23 protein-coding genes and 2 pseudogenes are annotated in these 25486 nt (G+C 65.9%); 15 read left to right on the forward strand and 10 right to left on the reverse strand.

The genetic code is table 11. From position 1 onward, the window contains the following. The first annotated feature begins 41 nt into the window (after window positions 1–41). From nfuA to L6D77_RS01330, 4 genes are all read left to right on the forward strand, one after another. Complete coding sequence (gene nfuA / locus L6D77_RS01315; RefSeq protein ID WP_110996563.1) at window positions 42–626, forward strand: Fe-S biogenesis protein NfuA; 585 nt, start codon at window positions 42–44, stop codon at window positions 624–626. 106 nt (window positions 627–732) lie between these two features. Then, window positions 733–1437, forward strand: coding sequence for a sel1 repeat family protein (locus tag L6D77_RS01320; RefSeq protein WP_232879791.1), 705 nt, complete (start codon window positions 733–735; stop codon window positions 1435–1437). A 188-nt stretch (window positions 1438–1625) separates the two neighbouring features. Then, window positions 1626–2234: an SCO family protein gene (locus L6D77_RS01325; protein ID WP_232879790.1), complete on the forward strand. Its 609-nt coding sequence runs from the start codon at window positions 1626–1628 to the stop codon at window positions 2232–2234. Further along, complete coding sequence (locus L6D77_RS01330) at window positions 2235–2711, forward strand: copper chaperone PCu(A)C (protein WP_232879789.1); 477 nt, start codon at window positions 2235–2237, stop codon at window positions 2709–2711. Between the two features lie 42 nt (window positions 2712–2753). Here the strand turns inward: L6D77_RS01330 and L6D77_RS01335 are convergent, their stop codons facing one another. Continuing rightward, window positions 2754–3737: an AraC family transcriptional regulator gene (locus L6D77_RS01335; protein WP_232879788.1), complete on the reverse strand. Its 984-nt coding sequence runs from the start codon at window positions 3735–3737 to the stop codon at window positions 2754–2756. A gap of 208 nt (window positions 3738–3945) precedes the next feature. Here L6D77_RS01335 and L6D77_RS01340 point away from each other — a divergent pair, with 208 nt between their 5' ends. The 3 genes and pseudogenes from L6D77_RS01340 (at window position 3946) to L6D77_RS27395 (ending at window position 6472) form a co-directional block, all read left to right on the forward strand. Next, window positions 3946–4734, forward strand: coding sequence for an EAL domain-containing protein (locus L6D77_RS01340; RefSeq protein WP_232879787.1), 789 nt, complete (start codon window positions 3946–3948; stop codon window positions 4732–4734). A 127-nt stretch (window positions 4735–4861) separates the two neighbouring features. Beyond that, a pseudogene (locus tag L6D77_RS27390) lies at window positions 4862–5614 on the forward strand (MCP four helix bundle domain-containing protein); the annotation flags it as partial. An 81-nt stretch (window positions 5615–5695) separates the two neighbouring features. Beyond that, a complete protein-coding gene (locus L6D77_RS27395; protein ID WP_373870558.1) occupies window positions 5696–6472 on the forward strand; it encodes a methyl-accepting chemotaxis protein in 777 nt (258 codons plus the stop codon). Window positions 6473–6478: 6 nt separating this feature from the next. On the opposite strand, the gene L6D77_RS01350 is transcribed toward L6D77_RS27395, so the two are convergent. From L6D77_RS01350 to L6D77_RS01385, 8 genes are all read right to left on the reverse strand, one after another. Beyond that, complete coding sequence (locus tag L6D77_RS01350; RefSeq protein WP_232879785.1) at window positions 6479–6703, reverse strand: hypothetical protein; 225 nt, start codon at window positions 6701–6703, stop codon at window positions 6479–6481. A 76-nt stretch (window positions 6704–6779) separates the two neighbouring features. After that, the gene (locus tag L6D77_RS01355; protein ID WP_232879784.1) at window positions 6780–7613 is read right to left on the reverse strand and encodes an AraC family transcriptional regulator; all 834 of its coding nucleotides are present in this window, start codon (window positions 7611–7613) and stop codon (window positions 6780–6782) included. Beyond that, a complete protein-coding gene (locus tag L6D77_RS01360) occupies window positions 7610–7924 on the reverse strand; it encodes an AzlD domain-containing protein (protein ID WP_011534512.1) in 315 nt (104 codons plus the stop codon). Before L6D77_RS01360 ends, L6D77_RS01355 begins: the two co-directional genes overlap by 4 nt. Next, window positions 7921–8619, reverse strand: a complete 699-nt coding sequence (locus L6D77_RS01365; protein WP_125859123.1) for an AzlC family ABC transporter permease — start codon at window positions 8617–8619, stop codon at window positions 7921–7923. Before L6D77_RS01365 ends, L6D77_RS01360 begins: the two co-directional genes overlap by 4 nt. A 90-nt stretch (window positions 8620–8709) precedes the next feature. Beyond that, window positions 8710–9429, reverse strand: a complete 720-nt coding sequence (locus L6D77_RS01370; protein WP_232879782.1) for a sel1 repeat family protein — start codon at window positions 9427–9429, stop codon at window positions 8710–8712. Between the two features lie 89 nt (window positions 9430–9518). Further along, complete coding sequence (locus L6D77_RS01375) at window positions 9519–10601, reverse strand: hypothetical protein (protein ID WP_232879781.1); 1083 nt, start codon at window positions 10599–10601, stop codon at window positions 9519–9521. 34 nt (window positions 10602–10635) lie between these two features. Continuing rightward, complete coding sequence (locus tag L6D77_RS01380) at window positions 10636–11262, reverse strand: LysE family translocator (protein WP_232879780.1); 627 nt, start codon at window positions 11260–11262, stop codon at window positions 10636–10638. A gap of 2 nt (window positions 11263–11264) precedes the next feature. After that, window positions 11265–12041 (reverse strand): YqcI/YcgG family protein, encoded by a 777-nt coding sequence (locus L6D77_RS01385; RefSeq protein ID WP_232879779.1) that lies wholly within the window; start codon window positions 12039–12041, stop codon window positions 11265–11267. Window positions 12042–12211: 170 nt separating this feature from the next. Between L6D77_RS01385 and L6D77_RS01390 the strand changes: the two genes are divergently transcribed. Further along, on the forward strand, window positions 12212–13132 hold the full coding sequence (locus L6D77_RS01390; protein ID WP_232879778.1) for a LysR substrate-binding domain-containing protein: 921 nt from the start codon (window positions 12212–12214) through the stop codon (window positions 13130–13132). Here L6D77_RS01390 and L6D77_RS01395 read toward each other — a convergent pair. Next, a complete protein-coding gene (locus tag L6D77_RS01395) occupies window positions 13113–14060 on the reverse strand; it encodes a LysR family transcriptional regulator (RefSeq protein ID WP_232879777.1) in 948 nt (315 codons plus the stop codon). The genes L6D77_RS01390 and L6D77_RS01395 overlap by 20 nt on opposite strands. Before the next feature lie 115 nt (window positions 14061–14175). Here L6D77_RS01395 and L6D77_RS01400 point away from each other — a divergent pair, with 115 nt between their 5' ends. The 7 genes and pseudogenes from L6D77_RS01400 (at window position 14176) to L6D77_RS01430 (ending at window position 25438) form a co-directional block, all read left to right on the forward strand. Continuing rightward, on the forward strand, window positions 14176–15372 hold the full coding sequence (locus tag L6D77_RS01400) for an MFS transporter (RefSeq protein ID WP_232879776.1): 1197 nt from the start codon (window positions 14176–14178) through the stop codon (window positions 15370–15372). A 53-nt stretch (window positions 15373–15425) separates the two neighbouring features. Further along, entirely contained in the window at window positions 15426–17786 is a 2361-nt protein-coding gene (locus tag L6D77_RS01405; protein WP_232879775.1) for a DNA polymerase II, read from the forward strand. A 76-nt stretch (window positions 17787–17862) separates the two neighbouring features. Then, entirely contained in the window at window positions 17863–22341 is a 4479-nt protein-coding gene (locus L6D77_RS01410; protein ID WP_232879774.1) for an NEL-type E3 ubiquitin ligase domain-containing protein, read from the forward strand. 501 nt (window positions 22342–22842) lie between these two features. Further along, on the forward strand, window positions 22843–23406 hold the full coding sequence (locus L6D77_RS01415) for a DUF4174 domain-containing protein (RefSeq protein WP_232879773.1): 564 nt from the start codon (window positions 22843–22845) through the stop codon (window positions 23404–23406). A gap of 168 nt (window positions 23407–23574) precedes the next feature. After that, window positions 23575–23829, forward strand: a pseudogene (locus tag L6D77_RS01420) (HvfA family oxazolone/thioamide-modified RiPP metallophore); the annotation flags it as partial. An 81-nt stretch (window positions 23830–23910) separates the two neighbouring features. Then, window positions 23911–24744 carry an HvfB family MNIO-type RiPP peptide maturase gene (locus L6D77_RS01425; RefSeq protein WP_232879772.1) on the forward strand — a complete coding sequence of 278 codons (834 nt, stop codon included), beginning with the start codon at window positions 23911–23913 and terminating at the stop codon, window positions 24742–24744. Then, window positions 24737–25438, forward strand: a complete 702-nt coding sequence (locus L6D77_RS01430) for an HvfC family RiPP maturation protein (protein ID WP_232879771.1) — start codon at window positions 24737–24739, stop codon at window positions 25436–25438. Before L6D77_RS01425 ends, L6D77_RS01430 begins: the two co-directional genes overlap by 8 nt. Window positions 25439–25486: the final 48 nt, after the last annotated feature.

Here is a 25486-nt window from a genome sequence, read left to right on the forward strand (position 1 = left end):
CGGGTTGGCGTACACTGCCGGCAAGTCTGTGAGGAACTTCCATGAGCGCTATAACTATTACCGACGCCGCCCATGATTACCTGGCCGATCTGCTTTCCAAGCAGAACACGCCGGGGATCGGCATCCGTATTTTCATCACCCAGCCGGGCACCCAGTACGCCGAGACCTGTATCGCCTACTGCAAGCCGGGCGAAGAAAAACCCGACGACGAGCCGGTGGGCCTGAAGAGCTTCACCGCTTATCTGGACGCCGTCAGCGTGCCGTTTCTCGAGGACGCGCTGGTCGACTACGCCACCGACCGCATGGGCGGCCAGCTGACCATCAAGGCCCCTAACGCCAAGGTGCCGATGGTCAACGAAGACAGCCCGATCAACGAACGCATCAATTACTACCTGCAGACCGAGATCAACCCGGGCCTGGCCAGCCACGGCGGCGCCGTGAGCCTGGTCGACGTGGTCGACGACGGCATTGCCGTGCTGCAGTTTGGTGGTGGTTGCCAAGGCTGTGGCCAGGCCGACGTGACGCTCAAGGAAGGTATCGAACGCACCCTGCTCGAGCGCATTCCAGAGCTCAAGGGCGTGCGTGACGTGACTGACCACAGTCAGAAAGAAAACGCCTACTACTAACGGCTTTCTTCCTATCGCGGGGCAATTCGCATCGGTGCGCCGATACGACTTGCCCCGCGATTGCGTCTGGCCCGCCAACCACAACGACTGAACAAGGACGCTCGGTATGCCCCGCACCCTGCCCGCACTCATCGCCCTGATGCTCTCGACCCACGCCTTGGGCGCCTACCAGCCCCCAGGTAGCAGCGAGGCCGACTACCGCCAGGCCGTCGCCAGTCTTGATGCGGTCGAGCCACAGCTGATGGTGATGGTCCAACAGCTCGCCAAAGGCACCCCCGCGGATGATCTGGAACCGCGCCTTGGCCAATTGCGTGGTCAATGGGCGCCAGCGCTTGCGCAGCTTCAGCGCGCAGCCGATGCAGGTCATGCCGTGGCCCAGTATCGAATGGCGCTTTACCTGTTCGCCTATCAGGCGGATGCCGCTGTGCTCAACGACCCCACCCAGTGCGCACTGTTGAGCAAAAGCCTGGAGCAAGGCTTCGCGCCAGCTGCTGGGCGCATCGCCAACCAATGCATTGGCTATGTCGACGGGCCAGCCTACGCGCCAGCACTGAACAAGGCGCTTTCCGACTTTTCCCAGTTCACAGCCTACTACCCGCAGCCAACGGTGATGCTGGAGTGTGCCAAGCCAGACCCGCAAGGCATCCAGTTGCAATGGGGCGATGCGCGGGCCTACCAGGCCGAGCTTTACCGCCTGCTTGGTTATGCCAGTAATCGACGCAGCCCGCTGCGCCGCGAGTTCTGGCAAAAGGCAATCGATACCAATGGTTGCCCCGCGCTCGTCAGGCGTATGGACACGCTGCAGTACTGAAGCCGCAGCTAGCAATAAACTGTTACCAATTCAACCCCTGCGACAACAGGCCGCATCCCGGAAATCAAGGGCTTGCGGCCGATAACGCCTAGGTCGGGTGGATGACCAGGGGGGGGCATGACAGAATGCCCCGGTTTTCTGGCTGGCCCATCCCAAGGGCCGGCACCTTCCCTGTAAAGGATGGTTCCATGACTGATCTGTTGACCCGGCGCGCGGTAGTCGCCGGGATGGGCGTACTGGGGCTTGGCTTGCTGGCGGGCTGCAACCCGGCCCGCGGCCTGGACTTCAAGTACGGCAAGAACATGAGCAACGAGATCCTCGGGCGCAAATTCAAGCTCAAGGACACCCAGGGCAACGAACGTTCCCTGTCGAGCTTCTACGGCAGCATGCCGATGATCTTCTTCGGTTTCACCCAGTGCCCGGCGGTCTGTCCGACCGCGCTGGCGCGTGTGGCGCAGATCCGCAAGCAGTTGAGGGGCCGTGACCTGGAGCTGTTCCAGCCGGTGCTCATCACCCTGGACCCGGAGCGCGACACCCCCGAAGTGCTCGATGCCTACGTCAAGGCATTCGACCCGGCGATCATCGCCCTGACCGGCACCCCCGAGGAAATCGCCGAGGTGGCCCGGGAGTTCAAGGTGTTCTACGAAAAAGTCCCGGTCGGCGACACCTATACCATCTCTCACTCGTCCACCAGCTACGTCTACGATACCCGTGGCACCCTGCGCCTGAGCCTCGGCCATTCCCTCAACGCCAAGGAATGCACCGAAGACCTGCTCACCCTGATGGAGATCTGCTGAATGTCGATGCAACCGATCAAACGCACCCTGGCTGCCCTGGCCCTGTTCGGCCTGGCCCTGCCGGCCCTGGCCCAGACCACCGTGAGCGACGCCTGGGTGCGCGCCAGCGTGGCGCACCAACAGTCCACCGGTGCCTTCATGACCCTCACCGCCAGCAGCGACAGCAAACTGGTGAGTGTGGCGTCGCCCGTGGCCAAGACCGTGCAGGTGCACGAGATGACCATGAACGGCGACGTGATGGGCATGCGTGAGGTCAAGGCGGTCGAACTGCCGGCCGGCAAGCCGGTCACCCTCGACCCGAATGGCCTGCACGTGATGCTGATGGGCCTGAACCAGCAGGTGAAGGACGGCGAGCAAGTGCCGCTGACCCTGACCATCGTCGATGCCAAAGGCGCCAAAGAAACCGTGCAGGTTCAAGCGCCGGTGCGCCCGCTGAACGCCGAAGCAGGCGCTCACGACCACGCCCACATGCACTGAGTGCATGCCGCGGGCCGGGCTGTCGCCTGGTCCGCTTCCTCCCTACAGCACTTCCCGCAATAACCGATATTCGCCCGGCGGCACGCCGAACCAACGCAGGCACGCCTTGTGAAAGCTGCTGGGGTCACGAAAACCCAGCGCCGCGCCAATGTACTTGAGGCTGCGCACCGAGTCGCGCAACAGGCTGTGGGCATGGCCCAGCCGGGTCTCGTCAAGCAGTGCGCTGTAGCTCACACCTTCGCGGTCAAGCGCGTTCTGCAGGCTGCGCCGGCTGACGCGCAGTTCAGTGGCCAGTGCCTCCAGCCCCAATGGCTGGCCCAAAGCCAAGCGTTCGCTCAAGGTCCGTCGCACCTTCGCAGCCATCGAGCCATTGATACGCTCTTCCAGCCTCGCCGCCACATATTCGCCGTGCATCAGGTTCAGCGCTGGCGATGCCGTGGGTAATGTCAGGCGGCACACCGCCTCGGGCAACAGCATGCTGTTGTACGGCCGATCGAACGCCAGTTGCTCGCCGAACAGGCGTCGCAATGCACGGGTGTCGGCAGGTTCCGGGTAAGCGAACTCCATGGCCAGGGGGGTGAACCGGCTGCCCGGCGCCAGCCAGTGCAGCAGGCCGAGGGTCATCGCCGCGCCCGCATCGATGAACGCGCGTGGCGCGGGTGGCCCAACCTCGAAACCGATCAGCCGGGTGCCTTGTGCTCGTTGTTCCAGGCGCAGTATCGAGCCGTTGCTGGTCAACGGATGGTAAGTCGCCAGGCGCTGCAAGGCTTCACCCACGGTGGCGCAGGACATCACCGCAAAACCCAGTTGGCCGAGCATCGCCGGGTGTGCGTGGGCATGCACACGTACCCCCAGGTCCTCATCGCCGGATTGCAGTACCAGTGTTTCCAGCCAGCGGTAGACCGCGACCAGCTTGAGGTGACGCCCCCCGGCGCCGGGTAATGTGTCCTGCGGGTCGACGGGGGCGCCGGCCTGGACGAGGGCTTGCGCCAGTACGGTGAAATAAGCACGGGTGATGGTATGCATGACGCTGTCCTGGTAACGCAGGTTTCAATGAAGGAGTGACAAGGCAGACGGCCGATCAGTGCCGCAAGGCAGTCAGCAGGGGCCGGCGGACAATCGAAGTGGGCCTGGGAACACTGTTCGCACGGCGTTGGCGATGGGACCCTATGCGCCACCAGGGAAGGGGTGTTCGCCAGTAGGAAGCCGGCACATCGTTGGAGCGGACAAACGGATGAACATGCCTGTGAATGAAGGCCCTGCCAGCGCCTGGGGCGACCTGCAGCGCAGCCGGCTGGTATACCGCGAACTGGCCTTGCGCCGCTTCGCCCTGGCGATGCAACCCGTGGTCGATGGCCGTGACCCGGCACGCGTGCTGTACCACGAATGCCTGTTGCGCCATGAAGGCCCCGCACTGGGCTTCAACCCCATCGCCGTGCTGGAGCGTCGCCAGGCCATGGGCTTGCTCGACCGCAGTGTGCTGGCCTGCGTGATCGCGACGCTGGAGCAGCATCCGCAGTTGCACCTGGGGTGTAACCTCTCGGCCCAGAGCGCCTGTGCCGATCCGGCCTGGGAGTGCCTGTGGGCACGGCTGCGGCGCCGGCCCGACGTGGCGGCGCGGCTGGTGTTGGAAATCACCGAAAGTGCAGCCCCGGGCGACCCGGCGCAAACACTGGCCTTCATCGCCAGCATGCAGGCGCTCGGCTGCCGCGTGGCAATCGACGACTTTGGCGCCGGCTTTGCCAGCCTGGCCTTCGTGCGCCAGGCGCAGCCCGACGTACTCAAGGTAGACCGCGGCTACCTGCACCGGGCGCGGCAGTCGGATACCGATGCACAAGTCTTTGATCATCTGGTCGGGCTCTGTAACGCGTTGGCCACCTGCGTGGTGGTCGAGGGTGTCGAGGATGGCGCCGATCAGCAGCGCGTGCTGAGGGCCGGGGCAACCTGGCAGCAGGGCTTCCACTTTGGTCGCCCGTCATTGCGCGCACCTGTTGCCGATTGCCGCGTGGTGCTGCTGCGCTGAGCTGGGATGTTTCAGCTCGAGTGATATCAAGTTGCCATTATTGCGTGTATCCCCCCCTACAACAACGACCCCGTGAACGGAGGCGCACCCATGTCTATTCAAGGAGCAGGCAATGTATTCAAGATCGATGCGCATCGGCCAGCGAGCCGCTTTAGGGTTCGCGGTGCTGGCGCTGATGCTGGTGATGACCGGATTGTTCAGCCTGGGCCGAATGGTGACCTTGCGCACCAGTACGGAAGTCATCGAGCAGGTGTGGTTGCCCGGTATCGAGGCCATCCATGACGTTGCCAGCAACGTTGCGGTCATTCGCCAGGAATGCCTGCGGCTGATTGCCGATCACCGCGACAGCAGCCACTTCGCCAGCCTGGCGGCGATTGCCGGTGAGCGGGCAGAGTTGCGTGACAACCTGGACCGCTACGCGGTCACCATCGAACAGGCCGATGACCGTGCCCAGTTCGAGGCACTGAACCTGCGCCTGGACGCCTACCTGAAGGTTGTCGAGCAGTTGCAGGGGTTGGTTGAACGGGGTAACGGTGAGCAGGCCTACAGCGTGCTCAACGAACAGCTGGCGCCTATCGGCGGCCAGGTTGAACAACTGCTCGAAGGCCTGATCGGCTACAACCAGCAAGGGGCCGATGCCGCCTCGGATGTCGCCCAGGCGGCGTACCGCCAATCGCAGTGGGTGATCGCCGGCGTGGTGCTGCTGGCCTTGCTGGTGACGCTGTTCCTGGCCTGGTGGCTGACCCGCAGCATTGTCGTGCCCCTGCGTGAGGCCGTGGCGGTGGCCGAGCGGATCGCCGAGGGCAACCTCACCAGCACTATCGCGCCCCTCGGCAAGGATGAGCCGGCCCGCCTGTTGCAGGCGCTGGCGGTGATGCAGACCACGCTGCGCGGCACCCTGCGCCGCATCGGAGATTCGGCCAGCCAGCTGGCGACTGCCTCTGGGCAGATGAGTGCGGTCATGGCCGCCAGCAGCCATGACCTGCAGCGCCAGACCGACGAAATCGAGCAGGCGGCCACCGCCGTCACCCAGATGAGCAGCGCGGTGGATGAAGTGGCGGGCAATGCGGTTTCCACCGCGCAAGTTTCAGAGGCGTCGCACTTGTGCACCCAGGCGGGCGAACAGCAGGTGGCCGAGGCGACCCAGGCGATCGAGAGCCTGGTCCAGGAAGTGTTGCAGGCTTCGGTGCAGGCGGGCGACCTGGCCGAGCAGGCACAGGATGTCGGCAAGGTGCTGGATGTGATCCGTGGTATTGCCGGGCAGACCAACCTGCTGGCACTCAATGCGGCCATCGAAGCGGCACGGGCAGGTGAAGCCGGGCGGGGTTTTGCGGTGGTGGCCGACGAGGTGCGGGCGTTGGCGCAGCGTACCCAGGATTCGACGGCCGAAATCGAAAGCATGATCGCGGCCATGCAGGGCGGCACGCAAAATACTGCGCAGGCTTTGGAAAACAGTGCCGAGCAGGCGCGTCGGACGTTATCGAGTGCGGGCCAGGCGCGGCAGACGTTGCACCAGATCACCTACAACATGGCGCAGATCAATGAACGCAACCTGGTGATCGCCAGTGCCACCGAACAGCAGGCACAGGTAGCCAGGGAAGTGGATCGGAATCTGGTGAGCATCCGTGACCTGGCTTCACGCACGACCGTTGGCGCCCAGCAAACCAGCGCAGCCAGCCAGTCGCTCACGCAATTGGCCGGCGAGTTGCAAGGGTTGGTGGCGCGGTTTCGCCTGTGACGGCACTCAACGGAAACGCGGCAGCGGTCGGTCGAGCGTCAGCGAGGTCAAGGTCTTGCGTACCTTGGCTTCGTCGGCTTCAAGCGCCTTGAGGCTTTCACGGATCTTGCCGGCGGCAGGCACGTCGCCTTGGCGGTCGATCCAGTCGGCGATCTCCTTGCAGGCGCTGCTCAGGCAGGCCTGGCGCTGATTCATCAGCGAGAGGAGGGTGGTGATTTCATGTTCGGACATGGCGAGATCCTCCGTTCAGCCCCCTGAGTGTAGCAGTGGCCTGCCAGGCTGCCTGAGGTGGATTGCCGCACGCCGTTCAGGGGTTCAGGCAGGCCTGTCGGTAAGCGCCTGGCGTGACACCATAGGCCTGTTTGAACTGCCGGCTGAGGTGGCTCTGGTCGGCAAACCCCAGGTTGAAGGCGACTTCCAGGGCCGGCAGCCCGCTGCGCAGCAGTTCTCGGGCACGGCTCAGGCGGCGCTGCTTGAGCCAGGCATGGGGCGGCAGGCCAGTGGCCTGGCGGAATACCCGGGCGAAGTGGAAGGGCGAGAGGTTCACCGCCGCCGCCAGGGTTTCCAGCGACGGGGGATCGGCCAGCTGGCTTTCCAGCAGCTCGCGGGCGCGGGCCACCGCCAGTGGCTCCTGGCCGGGTGCTGCAGGTTCGGCGCAGTGGCCGTGACGCTGCACCAGCGCCAGCACTGCCTGGCGCCAGGCGGTTTGTTGTTCAAGGGCATTGGCACCGGCCTCCGAGCGCTGGTTCAGCTGGCTGAAGGCCGCCGCCAGTGCCGGGTCCTGGATGACGCTGGCCTTGAACAGCGGCATGCCGTGGCGACCCAGTTCAAGTTCATCGAGCACCCCGGTGACGCGCGCGCATTCGGGGTAGAACCCACGGTAGCGCCAGCCGGCCTCGTGGGCGGTGGCGCCGGTGTGCAGCTCGTCGGGGTTGATCAGCACCATGCTGCCCACTGGCGCCAGATGCTCGCTGCCGCGGTGCCAGAAACGCTGGGCGCCGGACTCGATCACGGTGAACACGTAGCCTTCGTGCACATGCGGGGCGAAGCGCTGCTGGAAGTAACGGGCGTGCAGCATCTCGACGTCGCCCAGTGCCGGGGCCTGCCACAGATGGGTCTGTTCGCGCAGGGGCGTGGTCATGCCAGCCAGCTGCGCAGAAGGAAGAAGATCAGCATGCTCGCCAGCATGCTCAGCAATACGCTACGGGTCAACAGCACCAGGGTGATGGCCACCAGCGAGCCGAGCAGGTAAGGGTTGAGTGGGCTCAAGTCGAGCTGGTGGCCGGGCAGGAAAATGATCGGCCCGCAGATCGCCGTGAGCATGCCGGGCACCGCAAAACCGAGGAATTGGCGGGCGTTGGAGCTCAAGCGCAAAGGCAGGCGCGGTTCGAGAAAGGCGTAGCGGTTGAGGAACACCACCGCACCCATGGCGAAGATCAGCAGCCAGATCATGGGCGGCCTCCAGAAAATTTCTGACAGATGAAGCCGGCGGCCATGCCCAGCAGGCCGGCCGCCACCAGCGCGGTTTCCCAGTGCCAGAAGCTGAACAGCACCGAGCAGAACAGCGACACCGCCACGCACACCACGGTGGGCAGGTTGCGCACCAGCGGGGCGATCAGCGCGACAAAGGTGGCGACAATGGAGAAATCCAGACCCAGCTGATCCAGGTGCGGGATGTTCTGGCCGAGGATGATGCCGGCCAGGGTGAACAGGTTCCACGCCACGTAGAAGGTCAGGCCCACCCCCAGGGCGTACCAGCGGTTGAACTGCTGCTGGTCGTGGTGGCTGGTCAGGGCGAAGAACTCATCGGTGAGCAGGAAGCCCAAGCCCAGCCGCCAGCGCGTTGGCAGCCCCGACAGCACAGGCCGCATCGACAGCCCGTAGAGCAGGTGTTGCGAGGTCAGCAGCAGCGTGGTGAGCAGGATCGAGAACAGGTTGGCGCCGCCCTTGAGCATGCCGATCGCCACCAACTGCGCGGCACCCGCGAAGACAATGGCCGACAAGCCCTGGCCTTGCCAGGCACTGAGGTTGGCTTCGATGGCCATGGAGCCAGCGAGCAACCCCCAGGGGGCGACGGCCAGTGATAGCGGCAGGATGGCGATGGCGCCATGGACAAACGCCTGGCGGGCTAGGGTGGGGTTGGGCATGGGGCACGACAACGAATCGACAGGGTGGACCAGCATGCCAGAGGTGCCGCCTTCTGGCTTGAACGTTCTTGCTGGTTTGCCGTCAAGGGCTTAGCGATTGCTCATGTGCCGTTGTGCTGTCACGCAGCCGTTGATCTCCACCGCTTTGTGCAGCAAGGCCTGGCGCCGCACCGGGTCGAGCTCGCTGAGCAGGCGGTAGACTTCGGCCTGATAGTCGCGCTGGCGTCCCCACTGCAGTTCCAGGCCCTGAGGCCGGGTGCGGCTGCAGGCGAGGCGGGTTGCCGGTTGCGGGTAATAGGGGGCGTACAGGGTGGCCATGCTGGGGATCGCGTCCAGCGCCCTGCGGTAGGCGGGGCTGGCGTTGTATGGCGAGCACCAGCGGGCGATGGCCAGCGCCGGCGGGGCAAAGCCCTGCTGGAGGCTGGCTTGCAGCAGTGGGCAGGCGGTGTCGGAGATGTGCCCGGTTGGCAGGAAGGTGATGTAGTACAGCGCCAGGCGGTACTGGGCGACCGGGTGATTGAGCTCCACCGATTTCTTCAGCAGCGCCACTGCGGTGGGTAGGGTGCGGGCCAAGGCCTGGCCTTGGCGACTGAGCTCGGGGTCGCCGGCAACGGTTCGCAACGGGCTGGCGCTGTCGTCCGACGCGTCGGCCTGTTCCAGCAGCGGCAAGGCCTGGCGGTAGAGCAGGTCGGCATGGGGATCGATGCTCACCTCCAATGCCTGGGCAGCGAACGTCGTCAGCAGCAGCGGCAGGCAGGCGACGCGCAGGGCGCTGAACCCATTACGCGGGTGGACGGCTTCGATGGTCATGGCAGGTGCGGGTGTGCCTCAGGCAAATCAGGTGCGACGACCGCGTATTCTAGCCATCCTCACCCGCTCGCCGAAAGTCCGGTAAACCCTTATGACCCCTGCTTGATCGGCGGTACCCTGCGTTGCGCGTGTTTCTCCTGGGCCAGGCCCAGCTTGGCGGTGATCACTTTGGCCAGGGCGTTGTTGCCTTGATCGTTGAAGTGCAGGCGATCGACGAACAGCTCTTCGGCAAAAACCGGTGAGCTGCTGAGCATGCAGTTCATGTCGTAGCAGGGCACCGGCTCGGCCTGGCTGCGGATACGCCGGAAAAACGCCGAGTGCAGCTGGCGATCGTAGCTGTCACCGAGCAGGCGATCGAAGTTCGTCGGTTGCTGCGCAAGCCGGTCGAGCATCGATTGTTCACCCGCGGGCAGCGTGTCACGGCACCAGGGCAGCAGTGGCTGAAGGATGAAGGTCAGGCTGCTATGGTCGCCTGCCAGCAGGCGCTCCCATTGGCGCAAGGTTCGGCCGATGCTGTCGGCGGCGCGGGCCAGGCGTTTGTCTGCGGGCAACAGCGCATCGAGCGTCGGCCACTGCGGCGCCTGACGCGGTGCCATGGCCTGCAGCAGGCGCTGCCACAATGACTCATGGCGCTCTGGTGCGGTGGCTTGCACGCCCTCGTTGAAACGATTGAGAAATGCCAGGTGGGCTTGCGAGCGCTGCGGGTCATGGGCAGCGGCAAGTATTTCGACCAGTGCCTCCTGGGCGAGGGTGTTCAGCCCGCTCAGTATCACCACATGGCCAAGCTGGCCGAAGCGGTGCTGGTGGGTGAGGAACAGCAGCAACTCCTGCGTGGCGTTCAGCCCGCATCCGGCCAGGCTCAGCCACGTGTCGCCGGTCAGCAGCGACAGATGGGACGCCACCGTCTGCTCGTCGCAGCTGGCACCAACCCCCAGGGCGGTGGAGCCGCCCACCAGCAGGTTGATGCGCCCTGCGCCTGCGCACTCGGCCACCGAAAAGCGCTTACCGGCGCGATGGCTGTAGCGCATCCCCTGCGCGTCGGTATTGATGGTGCCGGAGCGGTAGCCCTGTTCGTGCACGTACAGTGTCTGCGGTGCGCGGCGGCTGCCCAGTTGCAGGAAGCGCTGATAGCTGTCCTGCAAACCCGTCGTGGGCCTGGCGATCAGGGTCATGGACGCTCCTTGGCGGCGTGCCGCACAGCCGGGCTCAGGCCGCCAGGGCCTTGATGTTGTAGGCCAGCCCCACGCCGGCGATGAGCAGCAGGGCAACACCGGAAGCCAGGCTGATCAGGCGATTGCTGCGCTGCGAGGCGATCTTGCCGATGGCGAAGATGTACAGGCTGAGCACGGCGAAATCGATGGCAATCCACAGCAGTGACAGCACCACCATGCTCTTGCCGAACGACTCGGTGATCTGGATGAACTGCGGGAAGAACGAGATGAAGAAGATGATGTCCTTGGGGTTGGAGATACCGACCATGAACCCCTGCAGCAGGCCGCCGCGGGTGGCCGGTGCTGTTGCGGCTTCGGCAGCCTGTGCCGGGGCCTGCAGGGCTTCGCGCAGGGTACCCACGGCGATGTAGCCGATGAACAGGCAACCCAGCAGGCTCAGGCCGTTGAGCCAGTTCTTGTCGATGGCCGCGCTGGTCATGATGATCCAGGCCGCGACGCCGATCAGCACCAGCGACGCCCAGTTGGTGCCGACGGCGGTGAACAGGGCTTTGCGCGAGCCGGCGGCGGCGGCGGTGTTGACGATCAACGCCACCACCGGGCCGGGTGTGGCGATCAACAGCAGGACGGTAAGGGCGTAGGTGGCGGTTAGTGCGGTATTCACGTTCAGTTCTCGATCAAGGGGTCGGGTGACACGGGGGCATGGAACGGGCACCGGGCCGGGTTCAGCGAGCCGGGCTCCTGCAGTTGGTACTGCTGCCATTCGAAGTTGTCGTGCTGGCCGAAGAAGCCCAGCGAGGCCGGCATCTCGCCGTCGTTGTAGTGCTGCACCCGCTCGCGAATGCGGGCGCGGATCCGCTGGCCGCTGGCGGTGCTGGCGCTGGCCACCTCGTCGAAACTCTCCCGCGGGTTGACCACCCAGGCGATGTGCCGGCCCAGGTTGCGGCTTTTCATCAGCCGGTGGGCGGGGAAGTTCATGTTGATGAACAGTGGCATGCCGGCGAAGCAGAACGACCACTGGTGGTCGTGCGGGTCTTGCGGCACCTGTTGCGGCCAGGGCCGGGGGTCACGGGCGTGCACTTGGCGCAGCACGTCCCAGGCCAATGCCTGCTGCTGTTGCAGCGAGGTGTCGGTGGCGGTTTGCAGGAACACCAGCAGCGGGTTGCCGATGCGCTGCTTGAGCGGCAGGGGCTCGAGGCTGGCGATGTAGTCGGCAAGACCGCGGGCGATGTCGTCGGCCAACTGCTCGGCGCGGGCGAAGAGGATGTGGCAGGTGCGCGCATTCACCGCCTTGCGCCCGAACAGGCAGGGGAAGTCAGGGTTGGCGAGGGTTTCCTTGAAGTGTTCTATGGCCTTGTGGGTCCAGTGGTGTGGGTGCTGAACATGTTCATCGGCCAGCTCCAGCGCATCCAGGCGGTAGCAATTTCCATAACCCGTAAACATGATTTCCCCAGGTAGTCGCCAATCGGCAGTTAAGGTGGTTTTACCGGCATATCCATACGGTTAACCGCTCTATATTTGTTATTTCCGGCATTTTCCGAGATGGGTTACAGGTTGTAAAACGCCTGGAACTATGACCAACTATTAGTCTCGCTCATGCTCTGGAATGCCCCATGTCGGAACGGATTCAGGCCCTGCACGCCCTGCGTGCCTTCGAAGTCGCCTCGCGCTATGGCTCCTTCACCCGCGCCGCCCAGGAGCTGGCGTTGACCCAGGGTGCGGTCAGCCATCACATCAAGACCCTCGAAGCCCTGTTCGGCTGCGACCTGTTCGAGCGGCGCGGCCCCAAGCTGCGTCTCACCGAGCATGGCCGGTTGTTGGCCGAGGAGCTCAAGGTCGGCTTCAAGATCATCGAAAACGCTTGTGCGCTGTTGCGCCAGGACCGCTACGGCTTGCGCCTGAAGGCACCGTCCACGCTCACGGTACGCTGGCTGCTGCGCGCGCTGGACGGCTTCAAGAAGGTCGACAACAGCTGCGCGGTGCAGCTGTCGAGTGTGTGGATGGACATCGACGCCGTGGACTTCTACTCCGAGCCCTACGACTGCGCCATCCTGCTCGGCAACGGGCGTTTCCCGGCAGACGTCGAGAGCCTGAAGCTGTTCGATGAATGGCTGATCCCGGTCTGCCACCCCGACTATCTGCCCGGGCCCGCCCCGGACCTGGCTGTGCTCGAAGGCTGCGAACTGCTTCACCCCTCACCGGACCGCCGCGACTGGCGACGCTGGCTGGCGCGGGTGGATGCGCCGCCCATCAGCATCGACCAGGGCCAGGTGTTCGATACCCTCGACCAGGGCATCTCGGCGGCCCAGCAGGGCCTGGGCATTTCGGTGGTCGACCTGGTGCTGGCCAGCGCCGACCTGGCCGCCGGCAACCTGGTCACGCCCTTCCCGCAGGCCGTTGCGACCGGCGACGGTTATTATATGACCTGGCTCAAGTCCAGCCCCAAGGCCCGGCAGATGCACAAGTTGCGCGACTACCTGCTGGCCCGGGTGCCGGCCCTGGCGCACAAGGACATCAGCTACCTGTACGGCTGACCGCGTTGCCGGGGAATACCCGCTCGAGCATGAAGTCGATGAACACCCGCAAGCGCGGTGGCACCTGCCGGCCCGATGGCCACAGCAGGTAGAAGCTGCCGCGCCGTTCGATGAAGTCGTCGAGCACGCTCACCAGGCTGCCACTGGCCAATGCGGCGCGCACGCTCACCAGGCTGCCACTGGCCAATGCGGCGCGCACGCTGAAGTCCGGCAGGCAGGTAATGCCGCGGTGGTTGAGGGCAAAGCAGATGCGCGTCTCGACATGGTTGCAGACCATCGAGATGGGAATGTCGTAGTCCTGCTCGGGGTGTTCGCGGCGCAGCGGCCAGGTTTCCAGCTTGCCACTGCTGGGGAAGCGGTAGTGCAGGCAGCGGTGCCCGGCCAGTTCGCGCGGATGCGCAGGCAGGCCATGCTCGCGCAGGTAGTCGGGGGAGGCCACCAGGCGGTGCTGGAAATGGCCGAGGAACTTGGCGTTCAGGCGCGAATCCAGCGGTTGGCCGCCGCGCATCACCACGTCGAAACCCTCGCCGATGATGTCGACCATGCGGTCGCTGAAGTCCAGGTCCAGCTCGATGTCCGGGTAGCGCGCCATGAACTCGGCCAGTGCCGGCATCACCAGCCCGGTCACTTGCGGCAGGCTTACCCGCAGCCGCCCGCGCGGGGCGCCGTTGGCCTGGGACAGTTCCTGTTCGGTGGCCTCGATCTCGGCGAGGATGCGCCGGCTGCGCTCGAGAAACAGCGCGCCCTCGGCGGTCAGGGTGATGCTGCGGGTGCTGCGGTGGAACAGCCGCACGCCCAGGCGGCCCTCCAGGCGCGCCACGCGTTTGCCCACGGCCGAAGCACTGATGCCCAGCGACTGACCGGCGGCGACGAAGCTGCGGGTTTCGGCAACCCGGTTGAAAACCACGAAGCCGCTGAGGCTGTCCATGTTGTGCTCCGATTGCGGACATCAGTGTCCGGGGTGAGCGGAATTGTACCCGCCTTTTTCCGGGATACGTCAGAACCGCAAGATAGCGGCCTTGATCGATACCAAGGACGCCCTCATGAATTCCACCCTCATCGCCGCCGAGGTCCCCGTCAGCGCCACGCGCCTGCCCTTGAGCGGGCTGCTGGCCCTGGCCCTGACCGGCTTCATTGCCATCCTCAGCGAAACCCTGCCCGCCGGCCTGCTCGACCAGGTCGCCAACGGCATGCACATCAGCCAGGCCATGGCCGGCCAGTGGGTCACCGCCTATGCGCTGGGCTCGTTGCTCACCGCCATCCCGCTGGTCACCCTGACCCAAGGCTGGCGGCGGCGCCGGGCGCTGCTGCTGGCCATCGTCGGTTTCATCCTGTTCAACGGCCTGACCGCGTTGTCCAGCGACAACCAGCTGACCTTGCTGCTGCGCTTTCTCACCGGGTGCGCCGCCGGCCTGGCCTGGGGCCTGATCGCCGGCCATGCGCGGCGCATGGTGGCGCCGGCGCAACAGGGCAAGGCGATGGCGCTGGCCATGCTCGGCCAGCCCATCGCGTTGTCGCTGGGCCTGCCCATCGGTACCTGGCTGGGCGCCTGGCTGGGCTGGCGCGCCGCCTTCGTGGTGGTCACCCTGGCGGCCTTGCTGCTGGTGGCCTGGGTGCTGCGTGCGGTGCCGGACTTTCCCGGCCAGGCCGCCGGCAAACGCCCCGCGGCGCTGGGCGTGCTGCGTACCCCCGGGGTGGCGCGGGTGCTGCTGGTGATCCTGGCGTGGATCCTCGGCCACAACATCCTCTACACCTACATCGTGCCGCTGCTGGCGGCGGCGGGCATGGGCGCGGATGTCGGCCAGGTGCTGATGACCTTCGGCCTGGCTTCACTGGCGGGCATCGCCCTGGTCGGGCTTGGCGTCGACCGCCATCTGCGCGGCCTGACGTTGCTGTGCCTGGCCGGTTTCGCCCTGGCGACCCTGGCCCTGGGGCACGCCCAGGGCTCGGCCTGGCTGGTGCATGCCAGCGTGGCACTGTGGGGGATGACCTACGGTGGCGCCCCGACCCTGCTGCAGACCGCCTGCGCCGATGCGGCGGGCGAGGGCGGCGATGTGGCGCAGTCGATGCTGGTGACAGTGTGGAACAGTGCGATCGCCCTGGGCGGGATCATTGGCGGGCTGTTGTTGACCGGGGCCGGGGTCGGCTCGTTCGGTGTCGTGGTGCTGGCGCTCACCGGGCTGGCCTGGCTGCTGGTGTTTGCCGGGCGCCGCGCCGGATTCGTCGCTGGCGCACGCTGATCGGACGCTGCAGGGTGTAGAATCGCCCTCCAGTACCCAGCAAGGACCACGCAGTGCAGCGTCAACAGGGCTTTGTCCTCACCCGCCATTGGCACGACACACCCGAAGGCACCTGTGTCGAGTTCTGGCTGGCCACCGACCAGGGCCCACGCCACCTGCGCCTGGCGCCGCAACCGTCGGTGGCGTTCATCCCCGTCGCCCAGGCCGAGCATGCCCGCGTGCTGCTGGCCGGTGAACAGGGGGTCGAGCTCAAGCCGCTGCAACTGCGCGACTTCGACCAGCGCCCGGTGCTGGGCCTGTACTGCCGCCAGCACCGTCAGCTGATCGCCCTCGACAAGCGCCTGCGCGCTGCCGGCATCGAAGTGTTCGAAGCCGATATCCGCCCGCCCGAGCGCTACCTGATGGAGCGCTTCATCACCGCCCCGGTGCGTTTCGATGGCCGGCCCGATGCCAACGGCACGCTGATCGATGCCCAGCTCAAGCCCGACCCCGACTACCGCCCGCCGCTGCGCCTGGTGTCCCTCGACATCGAGACCAGCGAGCGGGGCGAGCTGTACAGCATCGGCCTGGAAGGTTGCGGCCAGCGCACGGTGTACATGCTGGGCCCGGCCAACGGCGATGCCAGCCAGGTGGATTTCGACCTGCACTACTGCGACGACCGCGCCGGGCTGATCCACTGTCTCAACCAGTGGCTGGCGCGCCACGACCCCGACGCGATTATCGGCTGGAACCTGGTGCAGTTCGACCTGCGCCTGCTGCATGAACACGCCAAGCGGCTGAACGTGCCGCTGTGCCTGGGCCGTGACGGCGCGCCGCTGCACCTGCGCGAGCATGGCAGCCGCAGCCACTTCTTTGCAGAAGCCCCTGGGCGGCTGTTGATCGATGGCATCGAGGCGCTGCGTTCGGCCACCTGGAGCTTCCCCTCGTTCAGCCTGGATAGCGTTGCCCAGCAGCTGCTCGGCGAGGGCAAGGCCATCAGCACCCCCTACCAGCGCATGGACGAAATCAACCGCCAGTTCGCCGAAGACAAACCGGCACTGGCCCGCTACAACCTCAAGGACTGCGAACTGGTCACGCGGATCTTCGCCCACACCCGGCTGCTCGACTTCCTGCTGGAACGCGCCAGCGTCACCGGCTTGCCGGTGGACCGCAGCGGTGGCTCGGTGGCCGCGCTCTGTCATTTGTACATCCCGCCCATGCACCGCCTGGGTTTTGTCGCGCCCAACCTGGGCAGCCGCCCCGACGAAGCCAGCCCTGGCGGCTTCGTCATGGATTCGCGCCCGGGGCTGTACGACTCGGTGCTGGTGCTCGACTACAAGAGCCTGTACCCGTCGATCATCCGCACCTTTTTGATCGACCCGGTGGGGCTGGTCGAGGGCCTGCGCCAGCCAGACGACGCGCACTCGGTCGAGGGCTTCCGGGGTGGGCGGTTCTCGCGCGGCGCACACTGCCTGCCGGCCATCGTCGAGCGCGTGTGGCAGGGGCGCGAGGCTGCCAAGCGCGACGGCAACGCGCCGTTGTCCCAGGCGCTGAAGATCATCATGAATGCCTTCTATGGCGTACTCGGTTCCAGTGGGTGCCGCTTCTTCGACCCGCGCCTTGCCTCGTCCATCACCATGCGCGGCCACCAGATCATGCGCCAGACCCGGGCCCTGGTGGAGGCGCGCGGCTACGACGTGATCTACGGCGACACCGACTCCACCTTCGTCTGGCTCAAGGGCGCCCACGGCGAGGAGGCCGCGGCGCGCATCGGCCGCGCGCTGGTGGCCGAGGTCAATCAATGGTGGCGCCAGCACCTGGGTGAAACCATGGGGCTGGACAGCGCCCTGGAACTGCAGTTCGAAACCCATTACCGACGCTTCCTGATGCCCACCATTCGCGGTACCGAAGAGGGCAGCAAGAAGCGCTACGCCGGCCTGGTGCAGCGCCAGGATGGCAGCGAGGACGTGGTCTACAAGGGCCTGGAGTCGGTGCGCACCGACTGGTCGCCACTGGCCCGGCAGTTCCAGCAGACGCTTTACGGCAGGGTATTTCGTGGCCAGCCCTATCGTGATTACGTGCGTGAAACCGTGCAGCGCCTGCTGGCGGGCGAGGATGACGAGCTGCTGGTGTACCGTAAGCGCCTGCGCCGGCCCTTGGCCGACTACCAGCGCAACGTGCCGCCCCATGTACGTGCCGCGCGCCTGGCCGATGAATACAACGCCCGGCTGGGGCGTCCCAAGCAGTACCAGAACGGCGGCTGGATCAGCTACCTGATCACCACCTCCGGCCCCGAACCGCTGGAGAACCGCCAATCCCCCATCGACCACCAGCACTACCTGAGCCGTCAGTTGCAGCCGGTGGCCGACGCCATCCTGCCGTTCGTGGGCGATGACTTCGCGGCGCTGACCGGCCAGCAACTGCCGCTGTTCTGACGGTATATATCCACCTCAGGCCGACGCGCCTGCCTGCCTAACCTGCCTGCCTTCATTCAATCAGGGAGGGCGGGCGATGACGCCTGGACACGACAAGACCATTGCCGAGCAGTTTCAGGATCGGCTGATCGGCAATGCGTTACCGGCATGGCTGCGGGCCGCCACACCCGAGCAGATCGACGTGCTGCGCCAGGCCATGGCGGCCAGCCTGCAGGCACGCGAGCAGTGCGCCGGGCTGATGGGCAGGCTGCAAGGCATCGAGGCATTCTGCAGGCCCTTGCTGCACCAGGCGCTCAGGGATGCACTCGACGGTGTCGATGACGAGCGCATCGCTTTTCGAATGGGGCGCAAGGAGCCAGTGGTTACTTCGCAACCGATCGGGTGGCCAGTGACCCAGGCCGTGTACTCGAATATCTCGCTGCTCGAGGCGGCCTTGCGCAACTTCACGACGGACGAAGCGCAAGGTCGGCAACTGGCTGGCAACCGCCTGGTCGATACCGTCGCCAATCGGGCCGGCCTTCCCAGTGCCGGCCGCTTCGCCGGGTTCTGCCGTACGCTCGACCTTGGCGGCCAGTACCAGCGGCACCTCGCCAGCGTGCTTCAGCCACCCGGCCAGGCGGGGCGGCAGGTGCGTGAACTGTTGGCCGGGCATCAGCGTCAGGCCCTGCGGGTGGAGGCGCACATCGCCAGGCTCAAGGGCGAGCTGGACATTCATGAGCAGCAGTTGCTGATCGACCTGTGCGCCGACAAGCCCGCGCTGACGTTGCGTGGCGACCCGGTGCGGGCTCGTCGCCTGAAACTGCTGGGCTGCACACTTGAGCAGATCATCGTGCTGGATGTGCGTGACGAGAGCTGGAGCCCGCTGTACACCTCATCGCGGCGTGTCATCGTGTTCATCCCCGGCGATCCGCTGACGCCGCTGCGGGCTTACCCGACCCTGCGCCATTTTGCCAACCACCTGGGCAAGCGCCTGCGTACGGCTCCGTACCAGCGTTTCTTCAGCCGCTTCGTGCGGCGGCGTGACAGCCAGGCGTTCTTCTCGGCTGCCGTGGAGGGTTATGCGGGGCTGTCGGACTTGGCCAATATCGACCTGCAAGAACACATGGCGGATTGGCCAGGGCCGCTGTTCGACAGCCTGGCCAACACGCTGGTCGCCCAGATCAAGGACGACGCGGCGCAGATCGCCACACCGGTGGCACAACTGGATCGAGAGGTGCAGCGCGAACACGACCAGCGCCTGGCCAGCGAGGGTTGGGCGCTGCTCAACCTGGCCGGGCTGTTCGTGCCCTGGGTCGGGCTGGCACTGCTCGGCGTGGCTGCGTGGCGGTTGCTTGGCGATGTCTTTCACGGCTTCGAGGCCTGGCATGAGGGCGATCGCAGCGCGGCACTCGACCATCTGTGCCAGGTCGCCGGTGACCTTGCGCGGGTGGCGGCTACCGGTGCCGGGGTGGCGGCAGCCCGGGCCGTATGGGCACGGTCGGCGTTGGCGGACGAAGGGGTCCCGCAAACCCTGGCCGATGGCGCCGTGCGACTGTGCAGCACTGACCTGACCACCTACACCAGCGAGGCACTCCCGGCATTGGCACTACGTGACAGCGCAGGCCTGCGGCATCTGGGCACCCGCAGCTGGGTCGAACTGGATCAACGCTGCTACCCTGTCGAGCCGCACGATGACGGTTGGCGCCTGGCCCCGCGTGACGGCCGTGCCCCGTTGTTGGTGGGCAATGGTGCCGGTGCCTGGCGCCTGTGGTGGGAGCAGCCCGGCGAATGGGCCGACGAGTTGCATCTTTTCAGGCGCCTGGGGTTGACCGGCTATGCGCTGGAAGATGAGGACATCGCGCAGATCCTGCTGGCCACCGACACCGATGCCGATTACCTGCGTGCGGTGCATCTGCAGGGGTTGGTGCCTGATCCGTTGCTGCTCGACTGCACCCGGCGCACCACGTTGGACGGGCGCATCCGCACACTGGTCCGGCAGTTGCGTAGCGGCCAACCCGCAACCGACACCACGGTCCTGGCCCATGCCCAGGCCCTGCCTGGCGCGCAAGGCCTGCCCGATCAGGCGCTGGCCGAGCGGGTCTGGGATGACCGACGGGCCTTGTTCCAGCGCCTGGAGGCGGCGACCCAGGACAGCGAGACGCCGCAAGCCGCCTTGTTGCGCCGCGACTTCCCGGGCCTGCCCAGTGCCGTAGCCCAGGGCCTGGTCGATGGCGCGAACGTGGCCGAGCGGCAGCGTATGGAGGCGGGCGGGCGCGTGCCACTGGCGCTGGCCGAGGCGGCCCGGCGCGAAGTGCGGCGCGCACGCGTGGCACGGGTCTATCAGGGCTTCTACCTGGACTTGCCGCAAAACCTGGACCTGGCCCAGGTCGCCCTGCGGCTCTGCGAGCACTTGCCCGGCGCTGAGCCAGGCCAGGGCTGGGGGCTTTACGACGGTGCGTTGTCGGCGACCCCGGCATGGGAAGTGACCCCCGCGCCGCAAGCCCGGCGGATCGACCTGTTGTACACCGCGCACGGTTTCCAGCTGTTCGATGGGCAAGGCAATGCGCTGACCCAGGCGCCCGGTGAGCTGTTCACCACGCTGGCCGCCGGCTTCACCGATGGGCAGCGTGATGCGCTGGGCGTGGCTGAGCCCCTTGGCCACAACCTGCGGGTGCTGCTGGGCAAGCTCGCCGCAGTTGACCGTTCGCGGGTCGAGCGTCTGCTTGGGCACGCCGGCCCGGCCGGTTGGTTCCGGCCGCCGCGGCGGCTGGCCGACGGGCGTCTGGGCTATGCCCTGAGCGGGCGCGGCGCCGGCCGGGGGCGACCGCGGGCGTTGTATGCCATGGTTCGTGCCCTGTATCCGCTTTACGAGGACCTGGAAATCGAGCACTGGGCACGGCGTCTACGCATGACCGGACAACAGATTGAAGTGCAACTGACGCGCCTGGCCAGTGAGTTGTCGGCGTTGCGGGTGGCGCTTCGGGAGTGGGCCGGTTTCGCCAGCGATGCGTCCGAGCGCAGTGAGCGCAGTCATTTTGCCGAGGCGCTGATCCGTGGTTGGCAGCGCATGGGGCCACGCATTTTCGGCAGCACTATCGAAATGTCTGGCTATCGCATGAGCCTGCTGGGTATCAGCCTGGACGCATTGCCTGAGTTGCCCGAGAGCATCAGTTTCGCCCATGTGCGCGAACTGTCGTTCCGTGGCATGGGCCTGCGCAGTGTGTCCCATGGCTTTTTGCGGGCGTTCCCCGGTGTACGGGTGCTGGAACTGAGCGGCAACCGCCTGGAGCGCCTGCCGCAAGGGCTGGAAACGCTCAGCGAGCTGGCCGAGCTGGACCTGTACGACAACCGCATTGCCCTCGACTCGGTGCAGGTACAGGTGCTGGAGCACTGCACGAACCTGCAATACCTGAACCTGTCGTTCAACCCGCTGGGGCGTACCTTCTCAGTGCGCCGGTTGAATCGCCTGCGTAATCTCAACCTGCGTGCGGCGCAGTTGCCAGGTGTGCCGCCGGCCCTGCTGGGGCGGCTGGAGCTGGTGGTTGCCGACCTGCGTGGCAATCAGATCAGCACCTTGCCCGAGCGCTTTTTCCAGACGCCACTGTGGATCAGCAGCACGATCCTGCTGGAGGACAACCCCCTGGACGAGGAGACAGCCATGCGTGTCGAGCTGTACATGCGTTCCCAATGGGGCGCGAGCGGCGAGGCCGGTGCCCTGGCGTCCTCATCACGCCAGGTTTGGTTGCAGGCCCTGGGCGATGCTGCCAGGGCCGAGCATGCCGAGGACTGGGATGCACTGGAGGCCGAGGAAGGTTCCGGTGACTTTTTCGGTTTGCTCGGGCGCCTGCAAGGCACCAGTGATTATCGTCAGCGCCCCGCCGCGTTGGCCGAGCGGGTATTCAGCATGCTCGAAGCCGCGCGCGCCCATGGCGATCTGCGCCAGGCCCTGTTCGATCAGGCGGCCCAGGTCTTGACCTGCCAGGACAGCGTCGCCCTGAGTTTCAGCAACCTGGAATTGCGCATGCTGGTGTGGAAGGCCTGCGCCGAAGCTGGCGCCGGGGGTGAGCAGGCGGCCCTGCTGCACCTGGGCAAACAGCTGTGGCGCCTGGAGCAGGTGGAGCGGATCGCCCTCGAAGATATTCAGGCGCGTGGGGTTGCGGGGCGCGATGTCGATCAGATCGAGGTGGTGCTGGCCTATCGCATCGGCCTGCGTGTGGCGCTCGACCTTCCTGCGCAACCCGGGGACATGACGTTCGCCGACATCGCCAATATCGATGCCGAGCAACTCGACCTGGCCGAGGCGCAGGTGCTGGCGGCAGAGAACACTGAAGCGCTTGCCGAGGCGCTGGTGGAGCGTGAGTTCTGGCAGGTGTGGCTGGAGCGCGTGCAGGGTGAGCGGCTGGCGGCGCTCGACGAACCTTATCAAGAGCGCCTGGCCCGCCTGCTGGACGGGGCTGGCAGCGAGGGGGACCTGGTGATCCGGATGAACAGCGTGCGTGACCAGCGCCAGGCGGCACGGCGGGCCCTGATGCTGGAGCTGACCGAGCAGGCCATGCGTGCGCAAGCCGCCAGCTGACCAGGCGCGGGGAGGGCGGCGGCGCAGCGCCGCCCGAGCGGCTCAACCTCTGCTGGCGTTGAGCGTGCTTAGCCCTTGGTGAGTGGCCGACTGACGAACCAGAAGCCGCAGGCGATGCACCCCATCTGGCTGTCACCGACGAAAATTCCCACCCGCTGCTGGAACCCAACGCTGAACAGGGTGATCAGAGCAACCAGCCAGGTCACGGCCAGGGAAAGCTACAGGACGATGTTATTGACGCTGATGACGAACTCTTTCCCCGGCGTATTCCTTACTGAATGTGAACAAGCGATGCCTCTGCCGAGGTGTGCGCATGCCATCACAATGCCTTCAGCCGTTGGCCTGCGGGCGGTTGGACTATGCTCAGGGGGTCGCACCCGTTACCGCGCAGACATCGCAAGTTACCTTTGCCCGCGCTGTACGCCGGGTCCGGTGGTTTAGGCTCGCATGTCGGATCTTTCGCCAGGATCTGTAGTCATGAGAATTAACAAGGAGATGCCCATGCTCGTCAGGTCACTGACCCTCGCCACCCTGTTTGCCTTCGCCGGCCCCTTGCTCGCCGCCGACAGCGACGCCCCTCTGGCCAAGGAGCAGGGCAAGGCGCGGCCACTGGTGGTCATTGCGCCCAGCAGTGCCGACCCGACCTTGCGCGGCCTCAACGAGGCCTTGAAAGACCCGGCTGTGCAGGCCGGTTTCAAGGAGCGCGGGCTGGTGCTGTACAGCGTTGCCCAGATGATGGGCAAACGTGAGGACAAGAACCTCGAACAGCAGACCACCATGGCCCTGATTCGCGAGCTACAGCTCGGCGCCAGCAAGGGCACCAAGGTGATCCTGGTGGGTAAGGATGGCGAGCGCCATGTCCTCAAGGATGACGACAGCGGCGGAAAAATCGACCCACAGGTGATCTTCAAGGCCGTCGACGAACTGCCAGCCAGTGAAAAGGCGGTCACCGCGCCGGAGCCGGTGGCGGCGGCGCCGGCCGAACCCAAGGCCAAGGACAGCAAGCCAGGCAAGCCCGCCAAACCGGCCAAGCCTGCCGAACCGCCCAAGCCGCTGGACGACTGACTGCTCTGCCACGGCCTTCTGCGCCAGCAGGAGGCCTTCCCTGTATCACTCTGTATCTGCGCCTGCTCACGATCAACTGGCATACAAAACGCCGCTCATCGCGATACACCCACGACACACCCCGACGTTTCAATGGCTCCACTTTCCAACCACAAGTGGAGCGACACCATGAAAACGACCCCAAAGACCCTCAGCCTGCTCGGCGCCACCCTGCTCGGCGGCCTGGTTCTGGGCAACAGTGCGTTCGCCGTTGAACCCCTGAGCCAGGGCTACCAGCTGGCAGCGGCCAAGGCCGCCGGTGAAGGCAAATGTGGCGAGGGCAAATGCGGCGGCAGCGGCAAGGCCAGCCAGGCCGAAGGCAAGTGCGGTGCTGACGCGAAGGCCGACAAGGCGGAGGGTAAGTGCGGCGAAGGCAAGTGCGGCGCCGAAGGCAAAGGCAAAGCCTGATCCCCTGGTTGTAGCGTGGCGCCTTGGGGCGCCGCGCGCCTTTCTGGAGCCTGAACCATGAATTCGCAACCCTTGCACACGGGCCTCGGCCTGCGTCGCGGCCTGCTGCCGGAGTTACTGGCGATGCCGGCCAGCTCGGTCGATTTTCTCGAATGTGCCCCGGAGAACTGGATCGGGGTGGGCGGTGTTTACGGCCAGGGCCTGGCGCAGCTGGCAGAGCGCTTCGCCATAGCCTGTCACGGCCTGTCATTGTCGCTGGGCGGCACCGCGCCGCTGGACGTCGCTTTTCTTGCCCGCACCCGGCAGTTCCTCGACCGTTATCAGGTGCGCCTGTACAGCGAGCACCTGAGCTACTGCAGTGACGACGGCCATCTCTATGACCTGTTGCCGATCCCGTTCACCGACGAGGCCGTGCGACACGTGGCTGCACGTATCCGCCAGGCCCAGGACCTGCTGGGCCGGCGCATTGCGGTTGAGAACATCAGCTATTACGCCGCGCCCTACCAGGCCATGAGCGAGCTGCAGTTTATCTGCGCGGTGCTCGACGAGGCCGATTGCGACTTGCTGCTGGACGTCAACAACGTCTTCGTCAATGCCTGCAATCATCGCTATGACGCCCAGGCGTTCCTCGCCGGCATCCCCCGCGAGCGGGTGGTGGGCATGCATGTGGCAGGGCATTACGACGAAGCACCGGACCTTAAAGTCGATACCCATGGCGCACCGGTCAAGGCGGATGTCTGGGCCATGTTCGCCAGCGCCTGCCAGCGTTTCGGCGCCCACCCCACAGTGCTCGAGCGCGACTTCAACTACCCGCCGTTGGCCGAGTTGCTGGCCGAGACGGCGCAGATCCGCGCCCTGCAACAGCGTCACGGAGCACCCTGCCATGCCTGAAACCCTGCGCGAGCAACAGTTCACCCTGGCCCGGCACCTGCGCGACCCGGCCGCCAACCCGCCACCGCCGGGTATCGAGGCGCGGCGCCTGAAGGTCTACCGCGAGCTGTTCTACGGCGCTATCGAAGGCCTGCTGGCGGGCAGCTTCCCGGTGTTGCGGCAAACCCTCGGCGAGCAACGCTGGCATGCCCGGGTACACGACTTCTACGCCAACTACCGCAGCCATACGCCGTTGTTCACCGAAATCGCCGAGGCGTTCATCGATTACCTGCAAGGCATCGACCTCGATACGCCCTGGCAGCTGGAACTGGCGCATTACGAATGGGTCGAGGCGCAGCTGTACCTGAGCGATGCGCAAGACCCGCCCCATCACCCCGACGGTGACCTGCTGGCCGGCGAGCCGTTGCTGTCCTGCGTGGCCCGCGTGTTGGCCTACCGTTGGCCGGTGGAGCGCATCGGCCCGGACTTCCAGCCGAGCGAAGCGCCCGAGGCACCGACCTTGCTGCTGGTGTACCGCGATATCGACCTTAAGGTTCGCTTCGCCCGCCTGGCCCCCTTGGCCTGGCAGTTGCTGGTGGGGTTGCCGGGCACTGGAAGGGAACGCCTGCGTGCGCTGGCCAAGGATGAAGCGGATGGCCTGGCGCTGCTGGAGCAGCTGCGCGGGCAGGGTGTCATCGTCGGGACCCGGCGCTGAACAAATACCTAGGGGAGACCTGTCTTGCTGCAGGAGCGGCCTTGCGCC

Origin of the sequence: Pseudomonas parasichuanensis, from assembly GCF_021601385.1 — a bacterium.
Lineage (GTDB): Bacteria > Pseudomonadota > Gammaproteobacteria > Pseudomonadales > Pseudomonadaceae > Aquipseudomonas > Aquipseudomonas parasichuanensis.